The organism is Ruegeria sp. AF5 (assembly GCF_056541905.1).
The window spans coordinates 515,956-535,768 of the sequence record NZ_JBQFYZ010000002.1 but is presented as its reverse complement, the minus strand read 5'-3'; the positions used below and the strand labels follow the sequence as shown (position 1 = coordinate 535,768).

Genomic DNA, 19,813 nt, shown 5'->3' with positions numbered 1-19,813 from the left:
CGCCTTGTTTCAAGTGTTACAGTCTTTGCGCAGATGTCAGGGTTACCCACCTCATGACATCAGGCCTCCAGAATATCGTCATCCTCGGCAACGCCTGGCGACATATCGAATTCCAGCCCATGCGCCGCGCGGATCTTGTCTTCGATGTCCAGCGCCACCCGGCTGTTTTCCCGCAGGTATTGTTTGGCGTTCTCACGCCCCTGCCCGATCCGCTCATCACCATAGCTGAACCAGGACCCGGACTTTTCGACAACACCAGCTTTAACACCCAAATCCAGCAATTCGCCCATCTTCGAGATGCCTTCGCCATACATGATATCGAACTCGACCTGCTTGAACGGCGGTGCGACCTTGTTCTTCACAACTTTGACGCGGGTCTGGTTCCCGACCACTTCATCCCGGTCCTTGATTGCGCCAATCCGGCGGATATCCAGCCGAACCGAGCTGTAGAATTTCAGCGCATTGCCACCGGTTGTGGTTTCCGGGCTGCCGAACATCACGCCGATCTTCATCCGGATCTGGTTGATGAAGATGACCATGCAGTTCGAACGGCTGATCGAGCCTGTCAGTTTGCGCATTGCCTGGCTCATCAGCCGGGCCTGAACACCCACGCTGCTGTCGCCCATGTCCCCTTCGAGTTCCGATTTCGGCGTCAGGGCAGCGACCGAGTCGACAACAACCATATTGACTGCGCCCGAGCGTACCAGAGTATCTGTGATTTCAAGCGCCTGCTCACCGGTGTCAGGCTGGGAGATCAAAAGCTCATCCAGATCAACGCCCAGCTTGCGGGCATATTGCGGGTCCAGAGCGTGTTCCGCATCTACGAACGCGCAAACTCCGCCGCGCTTTTGCTGCTCAGCAATGCAATGAAGGGTCAAAGTGGTTTTACCCGAGCTCTCAGGCCCGTAAATCTCAACGATACGCCCCATCGGCAGCCCGCCGATACCCAGCGCGATATCCAGACCCAGCGACCCGGTCGAGCTCGCCTCGATGTCCTGCCGGGCATCTTCTCCCAGCTTCATGATCGACCCCTTGCCGAACTGCCGTTCGATCTGGGCCAGCGCACTGTCGAGCGCCTTTTGCTTGTCTGCGTTTTTCTTGTCGCTCATTGTCAGAAGATCCGCCATTGTCCTGTCGCCTTCCCTTTTGTCACACCCTTAATCGGGCGGCAATCGCTGCTTTGTTCGCCTCTTGTTCCTTATGAGATCAAAAAGAGAACATTTCAACTAAAACTTACAGAAATCAGTCTTCTGCAATTGTGTTAAAGAGTCGTTTACGACAATCTGCACAAGTAACATGGCAACCTTGGGAACCAATAAATGCTTGTTTTTTATAAAGAACGACTTGCTTTTCTTTCAGTCCCCAAGACCGGAAGCACGGCTTATCACACAGCGTTGCGTGACCGGGCCGATCTCATCGTGACACATCCACCTGAGCTGAAACACGCCCCGGTGCGTCGGTATGACCGGTTTTTCCAGACCATGTTTCGAAAACTGTTTGATACCGAGATGGAAATTATGGCCATTGTGCGCGAACCGTTGGATTGGCTGGGCAGCTGGTACCGGTTTCGCAGTCGTGAAGACTTGATAGGTCAACCGCGCTCGACACGTGACATGAGTTTTGACGCATTCGTGCAAGCCTATTTGCTGGACACACGTCCCGAGTTCGCCAATGTCGGCAGCCAGGCGCAATTCTTCCGTACCCGCAACGACAGTTCTGGCGCTCGTCATATCTTCAAATACGAACATCAAGACAAGGTGTTAGACTTTCTGCAAGCACGTCTGGACATGCAGATCGACCTGAAGCGCGAAAACGTATCGCCTCCGGGAGATTTGCATCTGTCACCTGCTACCGAACAGAAGTTTCGAAATGCCTGCCCGGAAGAATTTGCGCTGCACAAAGCCGCATTGTGATCCATCAGTTAAGTTGTTGAAACACGGCCTCTGTCAGTTGGCTGAGGGAAAACGGTTTGGGCAGAAAGGTTGAGTTGGCAATATCCGGACCGGTATCACCGAAAACGCCTTCGGTATACCCGGACACGAAAATCACACGCGCATCCGGGCGCGTCTCCATGGCCTTGCGCACCCAAGTGGGCCCGTCCATTCCTGGCATGACAACATCTGTGACGAATATATCAACACTTAACGCGGAATCTTCAAGCAGTCGAAGCGCCTCTTCCGCCGAGTCCGCCTCGAGCACGGTGTAACCCTTCAGTCGCAGGGCGCGGGTCGCAAAGGCGCGAACAGGCGCCTCATCCTCGACCAGCAGCACCACGCCTTCGCCCTGCCTGGCGCTCCGGGCTTCGGGCTGGACTGGCGATTCAGTTTCGACCTCGGACGTCGTCGCGCAAACCGGAAGAAAGACAGTGAACTCGGTGCCCCGTCCAATTGCGCTGTCGACAAAGATAAACCCACCGGTTTGCTTTACGATCCCGTAGGCTGTTGACAACCCCAACCCGGTGCCCTCACCAGTTCGTTTCGTGGTGTAGAAGGGTTCGAAAATCTTCTGCAGCTTATCTGCTGGGATACCAACACCGCCATCCACAACCTTGACTGTCACATAGTCGCCCGGTTGTACGGTTGCCCTGTCCCGCATGAGAGGCTGCAAAAGGGTCAACACACTGGTTTCAATGCGAATTTCACCACCGTCCGGCATGGCATCTCGTGCGTTAACGACAAGGTTCATCAGCACCTGCTCAAGTTGACGCTTGTCCGCCCGCACGGGTTTGAGCACCGGATCGTGGCTCAGCGTCAATTGCACCTTCTCGCCAACCAAACGGTTCAGCAGGTGAATAAGGTCCGAGATCGTGTCACGCAGATCCAACACTTCCGGCCTGAGGGTCTGTTTTCGCGAAAACGCCAAAAGCTGACTGACCAGCGCGGCGGCCCGGTTGGCATTCTGATTGATCTGCACCAAATCCCCGTAGTCCGGGTCATTCTGGTCATGGCGCAACAGCAGCAGATCGCAGTGACCGGAAATGGCCGTCAGCAGGTTGTTGAAATCATGTGCAACACCTCCGGCCAATTGCCCTACGGCCTGCATCTTCTGGCCCTGAACGAATTGAGCTTCCAGAGTCTTCAGTTCAGTCGCATCGTTCAGAACCGCGATCAGGCATATCTTTCCATCGACAAACACACGGCTCAGGGTGACTTGAACAAAGATTTCCTTGTCGTCCCTAATGAACTGCAAAAACTCTGATCGCTGCGTTTCTTCATGCGCCTCGGTTCGTTTCAACCAATCCAGCACAGGGCCCCCTACGCCCCGCATGATGTCGCTGATGTTACTGCCTTCAAGCTGCTTCTTTCCCAACAGTTTCGCCGCCAGCCGATTACTGTCCAGAATGATGCCGTCCTCGGAAAGTCTGAGGATTGGAACCGGGAGGTCAGAGAAGGACATGACCGCATCCTGTGCGGGCATCTGCATAATCGGTAACAAACAAAGGCTTCGTTCCGACCCGGATTGAGAAAATTCGGACACGGCTGCCAGAATATGACCATCGCGGGTCCTGACTGCGTTGACAGCCCCGGTCCGCGGTTCGGCTTCGCTGAAAATATCCTGCGCCCTGGCAGGGTGCGCACCAAACAAACGCTCGGCCGTGGCATTGACGCGCAATATTTCACCTTCGCGTCCAAGTGTTATGACCGGCAAGCCAAGGGTTTGCCAACTCTCCTGTTGAACACAGCTGAAACTCCAGCAGAACAGCCCCGGCCTCAATTGATGCACGGAAACCGAAATGGTCCGGTCGCCACCGGGAAACTCGCTCTGGGCGCGTCCCGCGGACTGCGCCCGCGATTGCAGGCTTAGTAAAATCGCCGACGGATTGGCAAACTTGGAGCGCAAACAGCGGGCCAGGGTTTCGCCCCGTACGGCCCCCAGCTTTTTCTCCGCCAGGACGTTTGCGGCCAAAATATCACCATACCCGTTTGAGATCACAACCGGAACATCCTCGCGTTCTGCGAAAGCGACAAAAAGGGCTGATATCTGTTGCAAATGCCTGTTTGCAATCGCCCCCTTGATCCCAAACAAAAGCGCCACAACCAGCAGTGAAATGCCTGTTGCCAGCAAACCTTTTGTCCAATCCGACGGCAGAAACCCAACCGCAGGTGCCAAGCTGATCAACAGCGCCACAAACACCAACGACCCGATCCGAAACACCGATGGAGTATCGGCGGTTGAAGGGACTGGAACAAATTCAGTGATGTCAGGCATAAACGGCTCGGGCACAGGTATTGCGGTAATAACAGGTAGAATTGGTTAACACTCGCCTAACGGCGCTAAAAAACAAATCAGCTACCCTGGGTTGTATTTACCGAAAGATCAGCGCGTCAAGTGTGACGTAAAGAACCCGTCGGACCCGCGTGTTACCTGCCATGCCTGCCGGAAGGTTTCACGCCAGCCCGCATGTTGCGCCAGAAACCTGTCGACAACCGCATCGTTCTCGTCGGCAAGAACCGAGCATGTCGCATATGCCAGCACTCCACCTGCTTGGACCAATGGCGTGATATCTGCGAGAATTTCAGCCTGAATGACCGTGAGTTCTTGCAAACGTTCTTCAGTCAACGCCCATTTGCCTGCCGGTGCGCGCCGCCACGAACCGCTGCCAGAACACGGGGCGTCAGCCAAAATGACGTCAAAAGGCCCGTGACCAGCAAGTTCCGCGCTGTTCAGGATGGTTATTCTGGCCCCTGCCCGTTCTGCCCGAGCCGGAACATCCTTCATTCGGCGCGCGTTCACATCATGAGCGTAAACCTCGACACCCTTGTTGGCCGCAATCGCAAGCGACTTGCCACCGCCCCCGGCGCAATAGTCCAAAACGCGCATTCCAGGGCGCAGATCCAAGGAAGCAACAACCGCCTGACTTGCCGCATCCTGAAGCTCGACCAAACCCTGAGCGTATGCCTGGCTTTGCGCAACCCGACGCGCGCCCTCTGTCACCTCCAGAGCAGTTTCACAAATCGGCGTTGGACGGGCTGAAATACCGTCGGTCGCCAAAGCATCAATCGCCCGGGTTACATCCGTTTTCAACAAGTTGACCCGCAGAAAAACCGGGGCGCGTTCCTGCAATGCCAATGCGCAAGGAACGGCGGCATCGTTCAAGGATGCGACGAACTTTGGCCACAGCCATTCGGGAAAATCATATCTCTCGGCTTCGGATGCAAAATCCCTTGATACTTCGTTATTTTGAAGGGCTTCGGGCGCGTGGCGGTCGCCGGTAAACAACTCAATCGAATCTTCACCCGATGCGCGAATGGCGCCGATCATCAGGCCGCGGCCAGTTCCGGAACCACCCAACGCAGCAAACGAGCGTTTGCACCGCAAAGCGTCAAACACATGATCGCGAATAGCTGCCCGATCCTTGGAGCCCGCAAACCTGCTGCGCCGCGCCCAGCCGGTCAGCGCCTTTTCAACCGGGGCCCCGGCGAGAATTTCATCCAGAATTTCAATCGAGGCCTGAACGCGGGCAGCAGGTGTCATCACGGATTACCTTGGCTGAAAAAGGCCGTGACAGGCCAATCCAAAATCACTACGGCACCCCGTGCTAGGGTGCCGTATGTCATGCGCAACGGCTTACATCACCCGGTAGTTCGGGCTTTCACGTGTGATCTGAACATCGTGTACGTGGCTCTCTTTCAGACCTGCGCCCGTGATCTTCACGAATTGGCAGTTTCTGCGCATCTCTTCGACAGTCGCGCAGCCGGTGTATCCCATCGCAGCGCGCAAACCACCAACAAGCTGGTGGATCACTGCACTGGCTGATCCTTTGTAAGGAACCTGCCCTTCGATCCCTTCGGGTACCAGCTTGTCATTTGCCGCGTCCTTCTGGAAATACCGATCCGCCGATCCGCGCGCCATCGCGCCAAGACTGCCCATACCGCGATAGGATTTGAACGACCGGCCCTGATACAGAATGACCTCACCCGGGCTTTCGTCTGTGCCCGCGATCATCGAACCCACCATGGCGCACGACGCACCGGCGGCAATTGCCTTGGCAAAATCGCCCGAAAACTTGATGCCACCATCCGCAATGACCGGAACATCCCCCGCCGCGGCGGCACAATCACTGATCGCGGTCAACTGAGGGACACCAACGCCCGCCACCATGCGTGTTGTACAGATCGAACCGGGGCCAATACCCACCTTGATGGCGTCAGCACCTGCGTCGATCAGCGCCTTGGTCGCCTCGCCTGTAGCAACGTTTCCGGCAATGATCTGAACCTCGTTCGACAGGGTTTTGACCCGTCTCACCGCATCCAGCACGCCCTGAGAGTGACCATGCGCCGTATCGACGACAATGATATCAACGCCCGAAGCCACCAGCTGCTCGGACCGCTCAAAACCCGCGTCTCCAACCGAAGTCGCGGCAGCCACTCGCAGGCGGCCAAGCCGGTCTTTGCACGCTGTTGGGTTCAGAACAGCCTGTTCGGTGTCTTTCAACGTTAGCAGACCTGTAAGTTTTCCCGTGCCATCGACCACAAGCAATTTTTCGATACGACGGGCCCGCATCAGGCTTTTAGCCTCTTCCAGATCGGCGGGTTCTTTCAGCATTGCCAGGTTTTCCGAGGTCATCATCGCCTTGATCGGAGTGTTGTCGGAATTGGCAAAGCGCATATCCCTGTTGGTCACGATACCAACAACGCGGCCATCCGCGTCAACTACCGGGAAACCGGTAAAATTATAGCGCTCGACCAGAGCCTTCGCATCGGCCAGGGTTTGATCCGCGCGCAAGGTAACAGGGTTGTAGACGATACCCGACTCGAACCGTTTGACGCGGCGAACTTCGCGAGACTGCTCTTCTACGGAAAGGTTCTTGTGGATGACCCCGATACCGCCTGCCTGTGCCATGGCAATGGCCATGCGCGCCTCGGTCACCGTGTCCATGGCCGAGCTCAGCAGCGGGATGTTCATGGTAATCTCACGCGTGACACGCGTGGTGGTGTCCGCTGTTGCCGGCAGCACTGAAGATGCGGCCGGAACCAGAAGAACGTCGTCAAAGGTGAGTGCCTCACGAATCTGCATCTGAATACCCCATGCAAAAGCCCGTTTGGCGGTGACCCTATTGCATGGATTGAACCAAAGGAAAAGCCCTTGAGGGCAACTCTGTGGCTCTAGTTGACTATACAGCCGAAGAAAACGACGCATGCCGTGCAAATCGTGCCGCTGATAGCCCTTTCCCTTTGCGCTCAAACCCATATCTTGCCGGGAAAACGCGCGAACACAAAAAGGCATGTCACTCATGACCAACGACCCACTTGTCGTCTTTACCCCGTCCGGCAAACGCGGGCATTTTCCTGTCGGCACGCCCATTCTGACCGCAGCCCGCCAATTGGGAGTGGATCTGGATTCGGTCTGCGGGGGCCGCGGTATCTGTTCAAAGTGTCAGATCACCCCAAGCTATGGCGAGTTTCCCAAGCACGGCGTCACGGTGTCCCAGGATGCGCTGAGCGAATGGAACGCGGTCGAGCAACGTTATGACGACAAGCGCGGCCTGAAACCCGGTCGTCGTCTGGGCTGTCAGGCCTCGGTTCAGGGCGATATCGTGATCGACGTGCCGCCGGAAAGCCAGGTGCATCGTCAGGTCGTTCGCAAGGCCGCCACGGCACGCGCCATCACCATGGATCCGGCAACGCGTCTATATTTCGTGGTGGTGGAAGAGCCCGACATGCATTCGCCAACCGGCGATCTGGAGCGCCTTGAACGTGCGCTGCGCGAGCAATGGAAAATTGACGCGGCCACGGCGGACCTATCGCTTCTGTCCAAGCTGCAACCGGTTCTGCGCAAAGGCAAATGGGAAGTCACTGTGGCCGTTCACAAAGGCCACAAGGACAGCGTCGCACGCATTGTCGAAATCTGGCCCGGCCTGCACGAAGGCGGGTTGTATGGGCTGGCCATCGACCTAGGCTCAACTACGATTGCGGCTCATCTGACCGACTTGGAAACCGGCGAAGTTAAAGCGTCATCAGGTCTGATGAACCCGCAAATCCGCTTTGGCGAAGACCTGATGAGCCGTGTTTCATATTCCATGATGAACCCCGGCGGGGATCGGGAAATGACAAAAGCCGTGCGCGAGGCGATCAATGATCTGACCACCGCAATCGCCGAAGAAGCCGGCATTGACACCGCGCTGATCGTTGAAACGGTGTTTGTCTGTAACCCGGTCATGCACCATCTGCTGCTGGGTCTGGATCCCGTCGAGCTGGGTCAGGCGCCCTTTGCCCTGGCCACGTCCGAGTCGATGTCCCTGCCCGCACGTGAGATGGAACTGACCACCATGAACCCCCGCGCGCAGGTCTACATCCTGCCTTGCATCGCGGGCCATGTGGGCGCGGATTGTGCGGCGGTTGCCCTGTCCGAAGAACCCGGCAAATCCGAGGATTTGGTTCTGATCGTCGATGTGGGCACCAATGCCGAAATCCTGCTGGGCAACACCAGCCGCGTTCTGGCCTGTTCCTCACCTACCGGGCCTGCGTTTGAAGGCGCTCAGATCAGTTCTGGCCAGCGCGCAGCACCCGGCGCGATCGAGCGGATCGAAATCGATCCCCTTACCAAGGAACCCCGCTTTCGCATCATCGGGTCCGAGAAGTGGTCGGACGAAGACGGCTTTGACCTTGATGTCGCCACCACTGGTATCACCGGTATCTGCGGCTCGGGCATTATCGAAGCTGTGGCCGAGATGCGTATGGCCGGCCTTCTGGATGAAAGCGGCCTGATCGGATCGGCCGAGCAGACTGGAACGGCCCGCTGCATCCCCGAAGGCCGCACACACGCTTACCTGATTCACGATGCCAGCGCCGAAGGTGGCCCCCGCATCACTGTCACGCAAGGCGACATCCGCGCCATCCAACTGGCCAAATCCGCGCTTTATGCCGGTGCGCGTCTGCTGATGGACGAGATGGAAGTTGACAAGGTGGATCGTGTGGTTCTGGCCGGTGCCTTTGGAGCTCATATTTCGACCAAGCACGCCATGGTTCTGGGCATGATCCCTGATGCACCGCTGGACAAGGTCACCAGCGCGGGTAATGCCGCTGGTACAGGCGCGCGGATTGCGCTGTGCAATATCGGATCACGCGCTGAAATCGAACGCGTCGTGCGCGAGATCACCAAGATCGAAACCGCAATTGAGCCGAAGTTCCAGGATCATTTCGTGGCCGCCAACGCGATCCCGCACAAAACCGATCCATTCCCGGAACTGGCGCAGGTTGTCACGCTGCCCAATCCAAGCTTCAACACGGGCGGAGAAAGCGAAACAGGCGGTGGACGCCGTCGCAGACGTCGCGGTTAAACCAGCATTGGAACGACTCGCAGGTACGCCTCGGGTCGTTCCCCAAACTGGTTTCAGGTTGCGCGTCGCACCTCGCCCAGCGACGAAACGCCCATCTGCGCCATGGCAATACTCATTTCATCACTCAGCACAGACCACAGCTGCTCAAGCCCTTCTTCCCCTTCTGCCGCGATTGCAAATTGCAGGATGCGGCCGAAGAAGGCAAAATCTGCCCCGTTTGCCAACGCTTTCAAAACATCCTCGCCCGAGCGCAAACCGCTGTCGTAAAACAGCGGGTAATCCAGGCCGACGGCGTTCCGAATTTCTGGCAATACGGCAATCGGCGCTGGCGCACTGTCCAACTGGCGCCCACCGTGGCTTGAGACCTGAATGGCATCGACACCTGCCGACCTGAGGCTCAGCGCGTCCTCTGCATCCAGAACGCCCTTGACCACCAGTTTCCCGGCCCACTGGTCGCGCAGACGGGCCAAAGTCTCCCAGGTCGCCCTGGCCCGGCTTTCCCGGCGATCAAAATCATATCCGTCCATCAGGAAATTCGCCATTTCGGGCTTGCCCCGCAGCAGCGTCGACAGCGACCACCGCGGATGAAGCGCAAAATCAAGCACCTGTTTCGGACCCATTTTGAACGGCATCCTGAACCCATGGCGCAATTCGCGCGGGCGACGTCCCACTTCGGGTACGTCAACCGTCAGTACCAGCGTTTCGTACCCCGCAGCCTTTGCGCGCTCGACCAGCTTGAACGTGCCACTGCCATCGCCGCTGAAATACAGCTGAAACCAGGCATGTCCTTCTGCCTCGACAATCAGGTCTTCCAACGGGGTCGATGCGACGGTTGAGACCCCAAGCGGCACCTCGTACCGCGCCGCAAGACGTGCCAGCATCAGATCTGCACCGGGGGCCGACAGATTGCACATACCCATCGGTGCGATGCCAAACGGGCGTTGGGTCGACCCGCCAAAGACGGAACAAGCCAGCGACCTTTCACTGACATCTTTCAGAATCCGAGGGCGAAGGATCAGCGCATCCAGTGCAGCCCTGTTTCGGGCTGCGCCAACCTCGGCCCCGGCAGACCCATCGATATAGTCAAACACCATCCACGGCAGACGCCGCCGCGCCAGGCGGCGGGCGTCTTCGGAACTGTGGATAGCGCTGGATAACATCAGGCCTGTACGGCCTTCATGAACCGGTCGCGGATCACCACCGGATCCATAGTGATAACAGGCATCTTGGCGTTTCCGCTTTCGCACTTGGCCACGATGATGGTCATCTGTTTCGAATCCAGCGCTTCTTGCAGCACGCGGCCGGTGTCTTCGGCCTGACATTCGATTACTCGCTCGCATCCCGCGGCTTCCGCCATTTTCGCCAGAGAGGTCTTCTGCCCGGCATAAGTCGGCTGATCCCCAGTGGACCCGTAAGAGCCATTGTCGACGATCAACAGGATATAGTTGTCCGACACGTTATTGGCGATGGTCGGCAAGGTACCCAGATTGGTCAGGACCGACCCGTCCCCATCGATCACGATAACCGGCTTGGGCTGCGACAAGGCCAACCCCAAGCCAATAGATGAGGCCAGCCCCATCGTGCCCAGCATGTAGAAATTGGTGGGCTGGTCGTCGATGGCGTGCAGCTCCTGGCTTGGAATGCCAATGTTACAAACAACGAGCTGATCGCGCAGGATCGGAGCGATTTCTTTCAGAATTTCAGAGCGGATCATTGGTCGCCATAGCCTCCCCAGAAACTGGCATCGGTCAGAATGGCGACCGGTTTGTTGCACATAAAGGTGTATTTGAGGATCGCGTCGAGTTCCTCAACATCTGACTGATGGTGGAAGTGATAAGTCGGGATATTCAGCTGAGCCAGCAGCGCTTTGGTGTGCACAGCCATTTCAACCTGGCAGGCAACCGGTTCGCGCAGCTCTCCGCGATAGGAAATCAGCATCGGCAATGGCATGCGATAAAACTGGATCAGTGTCGCCAGTGTGTTGATCGTCACACCGATTGCGGTGTTTTGCATGATGATCGCGGGACGCTTGCCGCCCATCCATGCCCCGGCGCACAGGCCCATCCCCTCGTCTTCCTTGTTGGACGGGATGTGATGGATGCCCTCTCGCTGGTCGATTTCAGCGATGACACCCGCCAGCTGCTTGCACGGGACGGTGGTGACGAACGAGATATCGTTGGCCACCAGATCGTCGGTTATCTTCTTGTCTATGTTCATGGTCGGGCTGTTGGTCCTGTTGGGGCGCTTGGCGCGATTAAGGAAATCAGGTTCTGCGGTGCACATGTACAGCGCAGGGGGCATGACGAACAACGCGTGACGCTGTCGATCCCAGAAAGTAGTCGCTCAAGTCCGGTTTGTGCGAACCTATAACAATGCAGTCCACATTGTTGCTGGTCGCGTAGTCAATGATGGTGCGGGCGGTGTGTCCTTTGATAATTTCGGCTTTCACACCATCCAGCCCGTCAACTTTTTGCAACAATGCCCGCCTCGCGCGTTCGAACCCTTCGGCCACTGCGGATTTGTCGAGATAGGCGCTGACTGATCCCTGTGGCATTTCGTAGACATGCAATCCGATGATCTCGGCCCCGTTTTCGGACAAGCCACGCGCGACCTCCAGCGTATGTTGTGATATGCCGTGATCCAAAGCCATCGGGACCAGAATTTTCTTATACATAGTGGCCTCCAGTTCTGTCAGGTTTATCCCCAGGGTCTCAGGATAATCTTTGGTGCGGCTACAGAGCCAGAGCGGATATCGCGAAACGCCTGCGCGCCATCGGCCAGTGCACGCTCATCAACCCAATTCAGTGCGCCAAGACGGCCGTCAAAGATCGCCTGAGCCGTGTCGCGGAAATCCTGCGCGGTGTAGGTGTAGGTTCCGATAAAGGTGATCTCCTGCAAGGTCATGCGACGCACGTCCAGACCTCCGGCATCTTCACCCAATCCGACATGCGCGATCACGCCACCCGGCGCGGCCAGGGTCGAAGCGACCGACCGTGTCGCGGCATATCCAACAGCATCAATGACCAACGGGAAAGACCCATTGGGCGCATCCACAAGTGCAAAACTTTCGATTTCCGCCAGATAAGTCCGGCGCAACGCGTTTGGTTCCGCGATTGTAACGTCTTCAATACCCTGCGCCCGCAGGGCCAAGGCCGCCGCAAGGCCAATGGCCCCTCCGCCAATCACCAAGGCGCGGCGGTCCATCGCTGAATGCAGAGCCTCGATCCCCAGTCTGACTGCGTGCCAGCTTACGGCCAGAGGTTCAGCCAGCGCAGCCTTGGCGAAAGGGACATCATCGGGCACGTCGACAAGATTTCTGCCTGGCATCGAGACATATTGCGCGAAAGCGCCTTCGCGCGGTGGCATCGAGATGATCTGACGATCCGGGCACAGATTCTCGCGACCCGTCCGACATGCCGCGCATTGGCCACAGGTTACCAGCGGGTTGATCGTCACCCGGTCACCGGCGCGGATACCATCAGCTATGACACCGGCTGCCTCGTGCCCGAGGATCAGGGGCGCTGGGCGACGTGCATCATGGCCCAGATAGGCGTGCATGTCCGATCCGCAGATGCCAACCGCCTCGACCCGGATCAGGTGTTCCGATGCGCCCGGTTCGGCATTCGGCACATCGTCAAACACCATGTGTTCAACACCTTTGTAAACCAGAGCCTTCATTTGGCAGTAAACCCTCCGTCAACCATCAGAACCTGTCCCGTGACATAGTCAGACGCCCGAGAGCATAAGAACAGGATCGGCCCGTCGATATCCTGCATCCGCCCATTGCGTCCGATACAGGTTTGCGCGGCGTTCCGTTCTGCGCGCTTGGGGTCGTCGAACACAGCCTGCGTCAGTTCGGTGGGAAAGAACCCCGGTCCGATGGCGTTGGCGTTTATGCCAAAGGGCGACCACGCCTCGGCCATGGCGCGTGTCAACTGCCCGATCCCCGCCTTGGACGCGCCATAGGCGATACCACCTGGAAAAGCGCGCGTTGTTTGCAGCGAGGCGAAATTGACAATTCGCCCCCACCCCTTTTCCTTCATCGCCGGAACCATCGCCTGGCTGAGGAAGAACGGTGCGCTGAGGTTCAGGGCAAGCGTGGCATCCCACCCCTCAGGAGTAACATCATCCGCAGCCTCACGCGTGTTCACCCCAGCCGCATGGACCAGTATGTCCGGAGGGCCAAACTTGGAAGCGACGGCCTGTGTCAACGCATTTACCCCATCTCGATCTGCAACGTCTGCAACAACCGTTGCAGCGCGCGTGCCAATCTCGGCCTGCATCTGCGCCAATGCCTCGCTGCGCCGGGCTATACCGACAACACGCGCACCTGCTGCGGCAAGAGTCCGTGCCACTTGCCGCCCAAGTCCCGAGCTGGCACCGGTGATACACGCCACCCGGCCAGTCAGGTCAAACAATGAGCGCGGGTCATCCATCGGCGGTCAAGTCGAATTGCTCGTCCGGGAAATACTTTGCAAGACGCACATCTGCGGCACGGGCGTGACCTTCCATTCCTTCCAACCGCGATATCCGCGCGGTCGCTTCGGCGATGGGCTTTGACCCTTCGCGGGTGGCCCGCTGCCACGTCACGATCTTCATGTATTTATGGACACTCAGCCCGCCAGTATAGCTGGCCGCGCCCGAGGTTGGCAGAACATGGTTCGTACCGGTCGCCTTATCTCCGTATGACACGGTTGTTTCCTCGCCCAGAAACAGCGATCCGTAACAGGTCAGCCGTTCCAGCCACCAATCCAGATCCTCAGCCTGAACCGTTAGATGCTCAGGTGCGTATTCGTCGGAACAGGCGGCCATCTCTTCGCGGTTGGAACAGACGATAACCTCAGCATAATCGCGCCACGCGGCCGAGGCGTTTTCGCGGTTCAATTCCGGCAGATCTGCGATCAGCGCAGGCACCAGTTCCATCACCTTTTGCGCAAGGTCGCGATCATCGGTGACCAGCCAGACCGGCGAGTTGTATCCGTGCTCGGCCTGACTGACCAAATCGGTGGCGACGACATGCGCATCGGCGGACTGATCGGCAAGGATCAAACTGTCGGTCGGACCTGCGATCATGTCGATACCAACCTTGCCGTAAAGGATGCGCTTGGCTTCGGCCACGAACTGATTGCCGGGGCCCACAAGGATGTTGGCGCGCGGTAGACCAAACAGGCCGTAGGTCATGGCGGCAACACCCTGCACGCCCCCCATAGCCAGAATGCTGTCGGCCCCGCAGATATGCGCCGCATAAACGATGGCAGGCGCGACCCCTTCGCCGGGACGCGGGGGCGAGCAGGCCGTGATGTGGCGACATCCCGCAACTTTCGCGGTGGTCACTGTCATAATCGCACTGGCGATGTGGCTGTATCGCCCCCCCGGCACGTAACACCCCGCAGCGTCCACTGGGATTGCCTTCTGCCCAGCAACGAAGCCTGGCACAATCTCGGTCTGGACGTCCGAAACGGTCGCTTTCTGCGTCTCGGCAAAGCGCCGAACATTGTCGTGAGCGAAACGGATGTCGGCTTTCAACTTTTCGGAAACTTTTGCACAGGCGGCCTCAATCTCAGCCGGGGTCAGCAAGACATTCCCTTCGTACTTGTCGAACTTGGCGGCGTATTCTCTTGCCTTTGCATCACCGCCCGCCTCGATATCGGTCAGAATTGTCTTCACCGTATCATGCACCTCTGAGGCGTGTGATTGAGCCGTTAAAGTTGCCTTTTTCAGATATTCACGAGGCATGTTCAGCAGGTCCTATTGGTAGATTTCAGGGAGCAATGTTGTCGACACGGCTGGCACGTAGGCGATCAGGATCACCACGATCAGCATGGTCAATACGAAAGGCACGGCTCGGGCGGCAATCTTCAGAATGGATTCACCGGTAATGCCAGATACGACGAACAGGTTCAGCCCCAGCGGCGGGGTGATAAAACCCACTCCCAGCGCGGTGATCATCATGATGCAGAACTGTATCTCGTTCATGCCGATATTGTCCGCCAGTGGTTTCAGGATAGGTGCCAGGATGACGATATTCGGCGTCGTCTCCATGACGCAGCCCGCTGCGATCAGGATGCCGATCATCAACAGGATCAGCAGATATGGGTCGTCTGTCAGCGAGGTCACCGAAGTGACAAACCCCTGAGGAACACCCATGATCGCCAGCGCCTCGGCCAGCGGAGCGGAAAACGCGATGATCGGCAGGATCACCCCGTTCACCTTTGCAGAGCTGACCAGCATCGACGGAAAATCCGCCAATGTCAGCGTACGCAGGATGAAGCCCATGATGATGGTGACGACAACAGCCGTGGCACCAGCCTCAGTCGGCGTAAGTCGGCCCGAAAAGATGCCATAAAAGATAATCCCAGGCACGATAAAGGCATACCAGCCAGACCTGAGCGCCTTGCCCAGATTGGCCAACCACTCCCCCATGGTCATCATGCCGCCGCCTTCGTATGCATAAAGGCGGTTCATGATGATATTGGTGATCAGGATCGACACCAGGATAGCCAGACCCGGGATCAGGGCGGCCAGAAAAAGAGTCGATGCGGAAATACCCAGCACAAGGCCGATGATGATATAGGCAATCGAGGGCGGTATCAGGATGCCGGTGCAGGCACCGGCCGCGACCAGAGCACAGGCGTAGGGGCGCGGATACCCGCTTTCCACCAACCGGTTGATGGTCATCCTGCCAACCGCAGCAGCCCCGGCGGCGTCCGATCCCGAAATCGCGGCAAACATTCCGCAGACCAGCACCGTGGCCGATCCGAAGCCGCCCTTGGCGAAGCATGTCAAAGCCTCGGCAACATCCAGAAACTTGCGTGACAACCCCGTCCGAACCAGAACATCCCCGGTCAGGATAAACAGGGGCACGGCAGTCAGGGCAAAAGCGTCGATGCCGGTAAACAGGCTCTCTCCGACAAGGCTGAGTGGAAGGTCACCGGACATGATCAGCATTACGATCGCAGCCATTCCAATGGCCGCCCAAACCGGTACGGCCAAAGCGATCAGGGCAACAAACAGGATCACCGGCAGATAAAAATCCCAGCCCAGTTCAACGGTTTGATTGAGGGAGTTCCAAAGCATCCGGTCTCTCCTCAGTCAAACAGTTTGTCGCCTTCGAAGACGGGCGTGCCGTCGCGAAGACATTTCAGATCGCGCAACAGGGATTGGATCAGCCGCCAGATCATCAGGGCAAACCCGGTCGGCACGGCCATCAGGAACCAAACCTTGGAAATCCGCAATCCGTCCGTAACGGAACCAAACTTGGCTGAAACGTGCACGGCTTCATACGACCAATAGAGTGCGATGATCGCCACCAGGAACATCACCAGATCGCCGAAGATATAAAGCAGTGCCTTGGGGCGCGGCCCGACATAGTGCATGATCACATCGATCCGGATATGAGCGCGCTCTTTCACCGCGGCAGCAGCACCGATCCAAGCCAGATAGATAAAGGAATACCGCACGATTTCCTCGCCCCAGATCGAGGAATAGGCGAATATCTCGCGCCGCAGCACCTCGATGGCCATGGTGATCACCAGCATCACGTAGAACACCAGCAGCAACCAGCGTTCGGCGTTTCGGTCAATGTTCTGAAGAACGGTCATCTGATCCTCCGGCGATGGGACAGCCCAGTCCGTACCTGCCTTGACGGGCCACTGTCGGCCGCGCGGTACAAGAATCGTGGACGCCGACAGGCGCCCACGGGTTTCACCTTAGGCGTCGTGGACGTAGTATTTGCCCTGCGTACCAGCCGCTTCGACCAGCTTCTCAAAGTTGTCCATCGAACCGGCCAGTTCCGTCTTGAACGGATCCCATTCCGAACGCTGATACCCACCGGCATCCTGCCATTCCGCCAGCTGATCATCGCTGAGCGAATGGAATTCAACACCAGCTTTGTTCAACTCGGCCATGGCATAGGCGCGGGCCGACGGAACCTTGGACAGGTTCTGATGACCAGTCATCTCGGCACCCCACATGATGCCTTCCTGCACGTCAGCAGGCATCGAGTTGAACCACTCCAGATTACAGGAATAAACCTGACTGTCCGGAACGGCCTGCGTGAAGGTCACATGGCTGAGGATGTCCTTGAAACCGAAAACATACAGCGCCCCTACCGACGGGTCGAGCGCGTCGGCAACACCCTGCTTGATCGCCGAAGGCGTTTCACCCCATGCGACAGGCGTCGGGTTGGCACCGACCATGCGATAGTATTGTTGCAGCATCTTCGATCCGGGAACGCGGAACTTGATCCCGCCCATATCTCCCGGGGTTATGACCGCATTGCCGCCCTGCCGGACTGCGACAACACGCGGATCGATATTCACGTAGAACAAGGCTTTGAAGCCTGCCGCCTCGACCTTGGGATGGACTTCGCTTTTCCACGTGTCTGAATGGACAAGGTTGGTGAAGCGCTGGTTCGACCCGCACAGATACGGCATGTTGATCAGGTCGACCGTGGACGCAAAAGGTGCAAAATTCGACAGAGAATGCTGCGCGGCCTGAATCGTTCCACCCTGTACTTTCTGCACCAGCGCGCCGCCCGCGCCTAGCTGGCCACCGGGGGCCAATTTGACATAGACCTTGCCGTTGGTGGCATTCTGGATGTTTTCCTTCAGGTCCAACTGCATGATGGGATAGCTGCGCGACGCGCCCAGCACATAGGCTGTCGCCACCGTCATAACATGGTCAGCGGCCTTCTCACGCTCACTCTCTTCTTTTGCGGTTTGCGCGGCGGCCTCTGAAGACCACAAAACACCCCCAACCCCGGCAACCAATGCGGCTGTGAACGCGCCACTTGCGCTCAGCTTCAGAAAGTTGCGGCGCTCTGCTGACGCCAGTTCAATCTTGTCGTTGTTCATGAATTGCCCTCCCAAGCTAAAGTTCAGCTGCCGTTCGTTGCGTTTCGGTCAGCTTCCTTTTTCAGAATTGCGACAACGAACAAAATCGACGCCGCGAACAGAACCAACATCTCTCCTACGTCGCCAAGAAACGCGCGGCCTGAGAAAGCACCCAAAGCAACGTTGGCGAAATAGATCGCGAAAACGACGATAGATGCAGCAAGGACCATTTCCGGGACTCCCTTTTCAGAATCGGCTCAACACCTTTGTAAGCGCTTACATCAATATTGCAAGCGCTTACATTGGTGCTTTCATCATTTGAAAAATGCGATTAACTTAAGCCAACTGGAATTGAGAGTTCGAGAATGTCAAAACATCGGTCTGCTCCGACACTGGATGACGTTGCCAAGGCCGCGGGTGTTTCGACCGCGACAGTGTCCCGGTGTCTGAACAACCCGCAACAAGTTGTTGAAGCAACGCGCAAGCGTGTCCTGTCGACGGTCGAGGAATTGGGGTACACGCCAAATTTCGCGGCCCGCGTGATGGCGGCCAAGCGGTCATTTACCATTGGCGCCATCATCCCCACCATGGAAAACGCGATATTCGCAAGGGGGTTGCAGGCGTTTCAGGAAGAGATACATCAGCGTGGTTACACGCTGCTGGTCTCCAGTTCAGCCTATGAGCCCGAAGCGGAAAAGGATCAGATCCGAACCCTGGTCGCACGGGGTGCGGATGGGCTGTTATTGATCGGTCATGACAGGGACGCAGATATTTACGATTATCTGGACAGACGGAAAGTGCCCGCGCTGGTTGCCTGGTCCTTTCTGCCGGATAAACCTGTGCCGTCAGTTGGGTTCGACAACCGCAAGGCCATGAAAGCGCTGGCAGACCAGATCATCAGACAGGGACATACGCGTCTTGCGACGATATCGGGTATCAGTTCGGGTAATGACCGGGCGCGGCTCAGGATCGCTGGGATAAAAAGCGCCATGGCTGAACACGGCCTGCAGCCGGATGACCTAATGGTGATCGAAACCACATATGAGTTCGAGAATGGCGCGACGGCATTCAGGGATCTCATGGCGACTGACATGCCGCCGACCGCAGTTTTGTGCGGAAACGATGTTCTGGCAGTCGGCGCATTGAGGCAGGCGCAGAAAATGGGGCTCCGAGTGCCCGAAGACGTGTCGATTACAGGCTTTGACGACATCGAAATCGCGCGCATTGTCAGCCCTGCCCTGACAACGGTTCACGTGCCCCACCGTGAAATGGGTCAAAAGGCTGCGCAGGAGTTGATACGAATGATCGAAACGAACTCTGCGGGCCAGTCTTTGGAGCTTTCGACCCATTTGGTCACCCGAGACTCCTTGCTTGACCGCATTCCTTAAGGCTCAGAAAGTTCGGCGATTCATTGCGTGTAAAAGGCGCACCGGTCTACGATTCAGTGTGACGATCCGCTTTCATTGACCTGAATCAAAGCACGCAAAGTGACCACATAGTGAAGTACGAATATATCAACGGGCCCGACGCTCACCTGCCTGACCCCAAGCAAATTTACCGGTGATCAGTGATTCAGTGGTGTGAAAGTTAGCTCCGTGGGCGCGGCGAACGTGCGGCGCGCTCTCCTGCCGACTACCCTCTGGCTACTCGGCACTTACCGCATGCCAGTAAGTGCAAATGATCGAGGCAACGGGACCAA

The 19,813-nt window shown here is 57.4% G+C and carries 18 protein-coding genes; 3 read left to right on the top strand and 15 right to left on the bottom strand.

Features of this window, described 5'->3' with window-relative positions; genetic code table 11:
- Positions 1-59 precede the first annotated feature (59 nt).
- Positions 60-1,127: a recombinase RecA gene (gene recA / locus ACR0DS_RS06130; RefSeq protein ID WP_267366220.1), complete on the bottom strand. Its 1,068-nt coding sequence runs from the start codon at positions 1,125-1,127 to the stop codon at positions 60-62.
- Between the two features lie 192 nt (positions 1,128-1,319).
- Here recA and ACR0DS_RS06125 point away from each other — a divergent pair, with 192 nt between their 5' ends.
- Complete coding sequence (locus ACR0DS_RS06125; RefSeq protein ID WP_480493129.1) at positions 1,320-1,913, top strand: sulfotransferase family 2 domain-containing protein; 594 nt, start codon at positions 1,320-1,322, stop codon at positions 1,911-1,913.
- 4 nt (positions 1,914-1,917) lie between these two features.
- On the opposite strand, the gene ACR0DS_RS06120 is transcribed toward ACR0DS_RS06125, so the two are convergent.
- From ACR0DS_RS06120 to guaB, 3 genes are all read right to left on the bottom strand, one after another.
- On the bottom strand, positions 1,918-4,209 hold the full coding sequence (locus ACR0DS_RS06120; RefSeq protein ID WP_480557863.1) for an ATP-binding response regulator: 2,292 nt from the start codon (positions 4,207-4,209) through the stop codon (positions 1,918-1,920).
- Positions 4,210-4,317: 108 nt separating this feature from the next.
- A complete protein-coding gene (locus tag ACR0DS_RS06115; protein WP_480557865.1) occupies positions 4,318-5,475 on the bottom strand; it encodes an RsmB/NOP family class I SAM-dependent RNA methyltransferase in 1,158 nt (385 codons plus the stop codon).
- Positions 5,476-5,568: 93 nt separating this feature from the next.
- Complete coding sequence (guaB, locus tag ACR0DS_RS06110) at positions 5,569-7,017, bottom strand: IMP dehydrogenase (RefSeq protein ID WP_480485596.1); 1,449 nt, start codon at positions 7,015-7,017, stop codon at positions 5,569-5,571.
- Positions 7,018-7,234: 217 nt separating this feature from the next.
- On the opposite strand from guaB, the gene ACR0DS_RS06105 reads away from it, so the two are divergent.
- Entirely contained in the window at positions 7,235-9,280 is a 2,046-nt protein-coding gene (locus tag ACR0DS_RS06105) for an ASKHA domain-containing protein (protein WP_480557867.1), read from the top strand.
- 53 nt (positions 9,281-9,333) lie between these two features.
- Here ACR0DS_RS06105 and ACR0DS_RS06100 read toward each other — a convergent pair whose 3' ends face one another.
- From ACR0DS_RS06100 to ACR0DS_RS06050, 11 genes are all read right to left on the bottom strand, one after another.
- Entirely contained in the window at positions 9,334-10,440 is a 1,107-nt protein-coding gene (locus ACR0DS_RS06100) for an alpha-hydroxy acid oxidase (RefSeq protein ID WP_480505129.1), read from the bottom strand.
- Positions 10,440-10,994 (bottom strand): sulfopyruvate decarboxylase subunit beta, encoded by a 555-nt coding sequence (gene comE, locus ACR0DS_RS06095; protein WP_480557869.1) that lies wholly within the window; start codon positions 10,992-10,994, stop codon positions 10,440-10,442. Before comE ends, ACR0DS_RS06100 begins: the two co-directional genes overlap by 1 nt.
- Complete coding sequence (gene comD / locus ACR0DS_RS06090; RefSeq protein WP_480537898.1) at positions 10,991-11,497, bottom strand: sulfopyruvate decarboxylase subunit alpha; 507 nt, start codon at positions 11,495-11,497, stop codon at positions 10,991-10,993. The genes comE and comD overlap by 4 nt, the downstream gene beginning before the upstream one ends.
- 46 nt (positions 11,498-11,543) lie before the next feature.
- Positions 11,544-11,954, bottom strand: a complete 411-nt coding sequence (locus tag ACR0DS_RS06085) for a universal stress protein (protein ID WP_480480856.1) — start codon at positions 11,952-11,954, stop codon at positions 11,544-11,546.
- Between the two features lie 23 nt (positions 11,955-11,977).
- Entirely contained in the window at positions 11,978-12,958 is a 981-nt protein-coding gene (locus ACR0DS_RS06080; RefSeq protein WP_480557871.1) for an alcohol dehydrogenase catalytic domain-containing protein, read from the bottom strand.
- Positions 12,955-13,716 carry an SDR family NAD(P)-dependent oxidoreductase gene (locus ACR0DS_RS06075; protein ID WP_480480852.1) on the bottom strand — a complete coding sequence of 254 codons (762 nt, stop codon included), beginning with the start codon at positions 13,714-13,716 and terminating at the stop codon, positions 12,955-12,957. Before ACR0DS_RS06075 ends, ACR0DS_RS06080 begins: the two co-directional genes overlap by 4 nt.
- Positions 13,709-15,016, bottom strand: a complete 1,308-nt coding sequence (gene hisD / locus ACR0DS_RS06070; protein ID WP_209503872.1) for a histidinol dehydrogenase — start codon at positions 15,014-15,016, stop codon at positions 13,709-13,711. The genes ACR0DS_RS06075 and hisD overlap by 8 nt, the downstream gene beginning before the upstream one ends.
- 12 nt (positions 15,017-15,028) lie before the next feature.
- Positions 15,029-16,357 carry a TRAP transporter large permease gene (locus tag ACR0DS_RS06065; protein WP_480472864.1) on the bottom strand — a complete coding sequence of 443 codons (1,329 nt, stop codon included), beginning with the start codon at positions 16,355-16,357 and terminating at the stop codon, positions 15,029-15,031.
- Positions 16,358-16,368: 11 nt separating this feature from the next.
- Positions 16,369-16,881, bottom strand: coding sequence for a TRAP transporter small permease (locus ACR0DS_RS06060; RefSeq protein ID WP_209503870.1), 513 nt, complete (start codon positions 16,879-16,881; stop codon positions 16,369-16,371).
- A gap of 108 nt (positions 16,882-16,989) precedes the next feature.
- Positions 16,990-18,135 (bottom strand): TRAP transporter substrate-binding protein, encoded by a 1,146-nt coding sequence (locus tag ACR0DS_RS06055; protein ID WP_480557873.1) that lies wholly within the window; start codon positions 18,133-18,135, stop codon positions 16,990-16,992.
- A 23-nt stretch (positions 18,136-18,158) separates the two neighbouring features.
- Positions 18,159-18,344, bottom strand: coding sequence for a hypothetical protein (locus ACR0DS_RS06050; protein WP_480557875.1), 186 nt, complete (start codon positions 18,342-18,344; stop codon positions 18,159-18,161).
- A gap of 135 nt (positions 18,345-18,479) precedes the next feature.
- On the opposite strand from ACR0DS_RS06050, the gene ACR0DS_RS06045 reads away from it, so the two are divergent.
- Positions 18,480-19,502 (top strand): LacI family DNA-binding transcriptional regulator, encoded by a 1,023-nt coding sequence (locus ACR0DS_RS06045; RefSeq protein WP_480485585.1) that lies wholly within the window; start codon positions 18,480-18,482, stop codon positions 19,500-19,502.
- The last annotated feature ends 311 nt before the right edge of the window (positions 19,503-19,813 follow it).

What these genes read in the sequence shown, in the direction of transcription:
- ACR0DS_RS06080 (WP_480557871.1), bottom strand. Translation starts at nt 12,958, where the DNA reads ATGAAGGCTCTGGTTTACAAAGGTGTTGAACACATGGTGTTTGACGAT.
- ACR0DS_RS06105 (WP_480557867.1), top strand. Translation starts at nt 7,235, where the DNA reads ATGACCAACGACCCACTTGTCGTCTTTACCCCGTCCGGCAAACGCGGG.
- ACR0DS_RS06125 (WP_480493129.1), top strand. Translation starts at nt 1,320, where the DNA reads ATGCTTGTTTTTTATAAAGAACGACTTGCTTTTCTTTCAGTCCCCAAG.
- recA (WP_267366220.1), bottom strand. Translation starts at nt 1,127, where the DNA reads ATGGCGGATCTTCTGACAATGAGCGACAAGAAAAACGCAGACAAGCAA.
- comE (WP_480557869.1), bottom strand. Translation starts at nt 10,994, where the DNA reads ATGATCCGCTCTGAAATTCTGAAAGAAATCGCTCCGATCCTGCGCGAT.
- ACR0DS_RS06050 (WP_480557875.1), bottom strand. Translation starts at nt 18,344, where the DNA reads ATGGTCCTTGCTGCATCTATCGTCGTTTTCGCGATCTATTTCGCCAAC.
- guaB (WP_480485596.1), bottom strand. Translation starts at nt 7,017, where the DNA reads ATGCAGATTCGTGAGGCACTCACCTTTGACGACGTTCTTCTGGTTCCG.
- ACR0DS_RS06045 (WP_480485585.1), top strand. Translation starts at nt 18,480, where the DNA reads ATGTCAAAACATCGGTCTGCTCCGACACTGGATGACGTTGCCAAGGCC.
- comD (WP_480537898.1), bottom strand. Translation starts at nt 11,497, where the DNA reads ATGAACATAGACAAGAAGATAACCGACGATCTGGTGGCCAACGATATC.
- ACR0DS_RS06115 (WP_480557865.1), bottom strand. Translation starts at nt 5,475, where the DNA reads ATGACACCTGCTGCCCGCGTTCAGGCCTCGATTGAAATTCTGGATGAA.
- ACR0DS_RS06060 (WP_209503870.1), bottom strand. Translation starts at nt 16,881, where the DNA reads ATGACCGTTCTTCAGAACATTGACCGAAACGCCGAACGCTGGTTGCTG.
- ACR0DS_RS06120 (WP_480557863.1), bottom strand. Translation starts at nt 4,209, where the DNA reads ATGCCTGACATCACTGAATTTGTTCCAGTCCCTTCAACCGCCGATACT.
- ACR0DS_RS06085 (WP_480480856.1), bottom strand. Translation starts at nt 11,954, where the DNA reads ATGTATAAGAAAATTCTGGTCCCGATGGCTTTGGATCACGGCATATCA.
- ACR0DS_RS06065 (WP_480472864.1), bottom strand. Translation starts at nt 16,357, where the DNA reads ATGCTTTGGAACTCCCTCAATCAAACCGTTGAACTGGGCTGGGATTTT.
- ACR0DS_RS06100 (WP_480505129.1), bottom strand. Translation starts at nt 10,440, where the DNA reads ATGTTATCCAGCGCTATCCACAGTTCCGAAGACGCCCGCCGCCTGGCG.
- ACR0DS_RS06055 (WP_480557873.1), bottom strand. Translation starts at nt 18,135, where the DNA reads ATGAACAACGACAAGATTGAACTGGCGTCAGCAGAGCGCCGCAACTTT.
- ACR0DS_RS06075 (WP_480480852.1), bottom strand. Translation starts at nt 13,716, where the DNA reads ATGGATGACCCGCGCTCATTGTTTGACCTGACTGGCCGGGTGGCGTGT.
- hisD (WP_209503872.1), bottom strand. Translation starts at nt 15,016, where the DNA reads ATGCCTCGTGAATATCTGAAAAAGGCAACTTTAACGGCTCAATCACAC.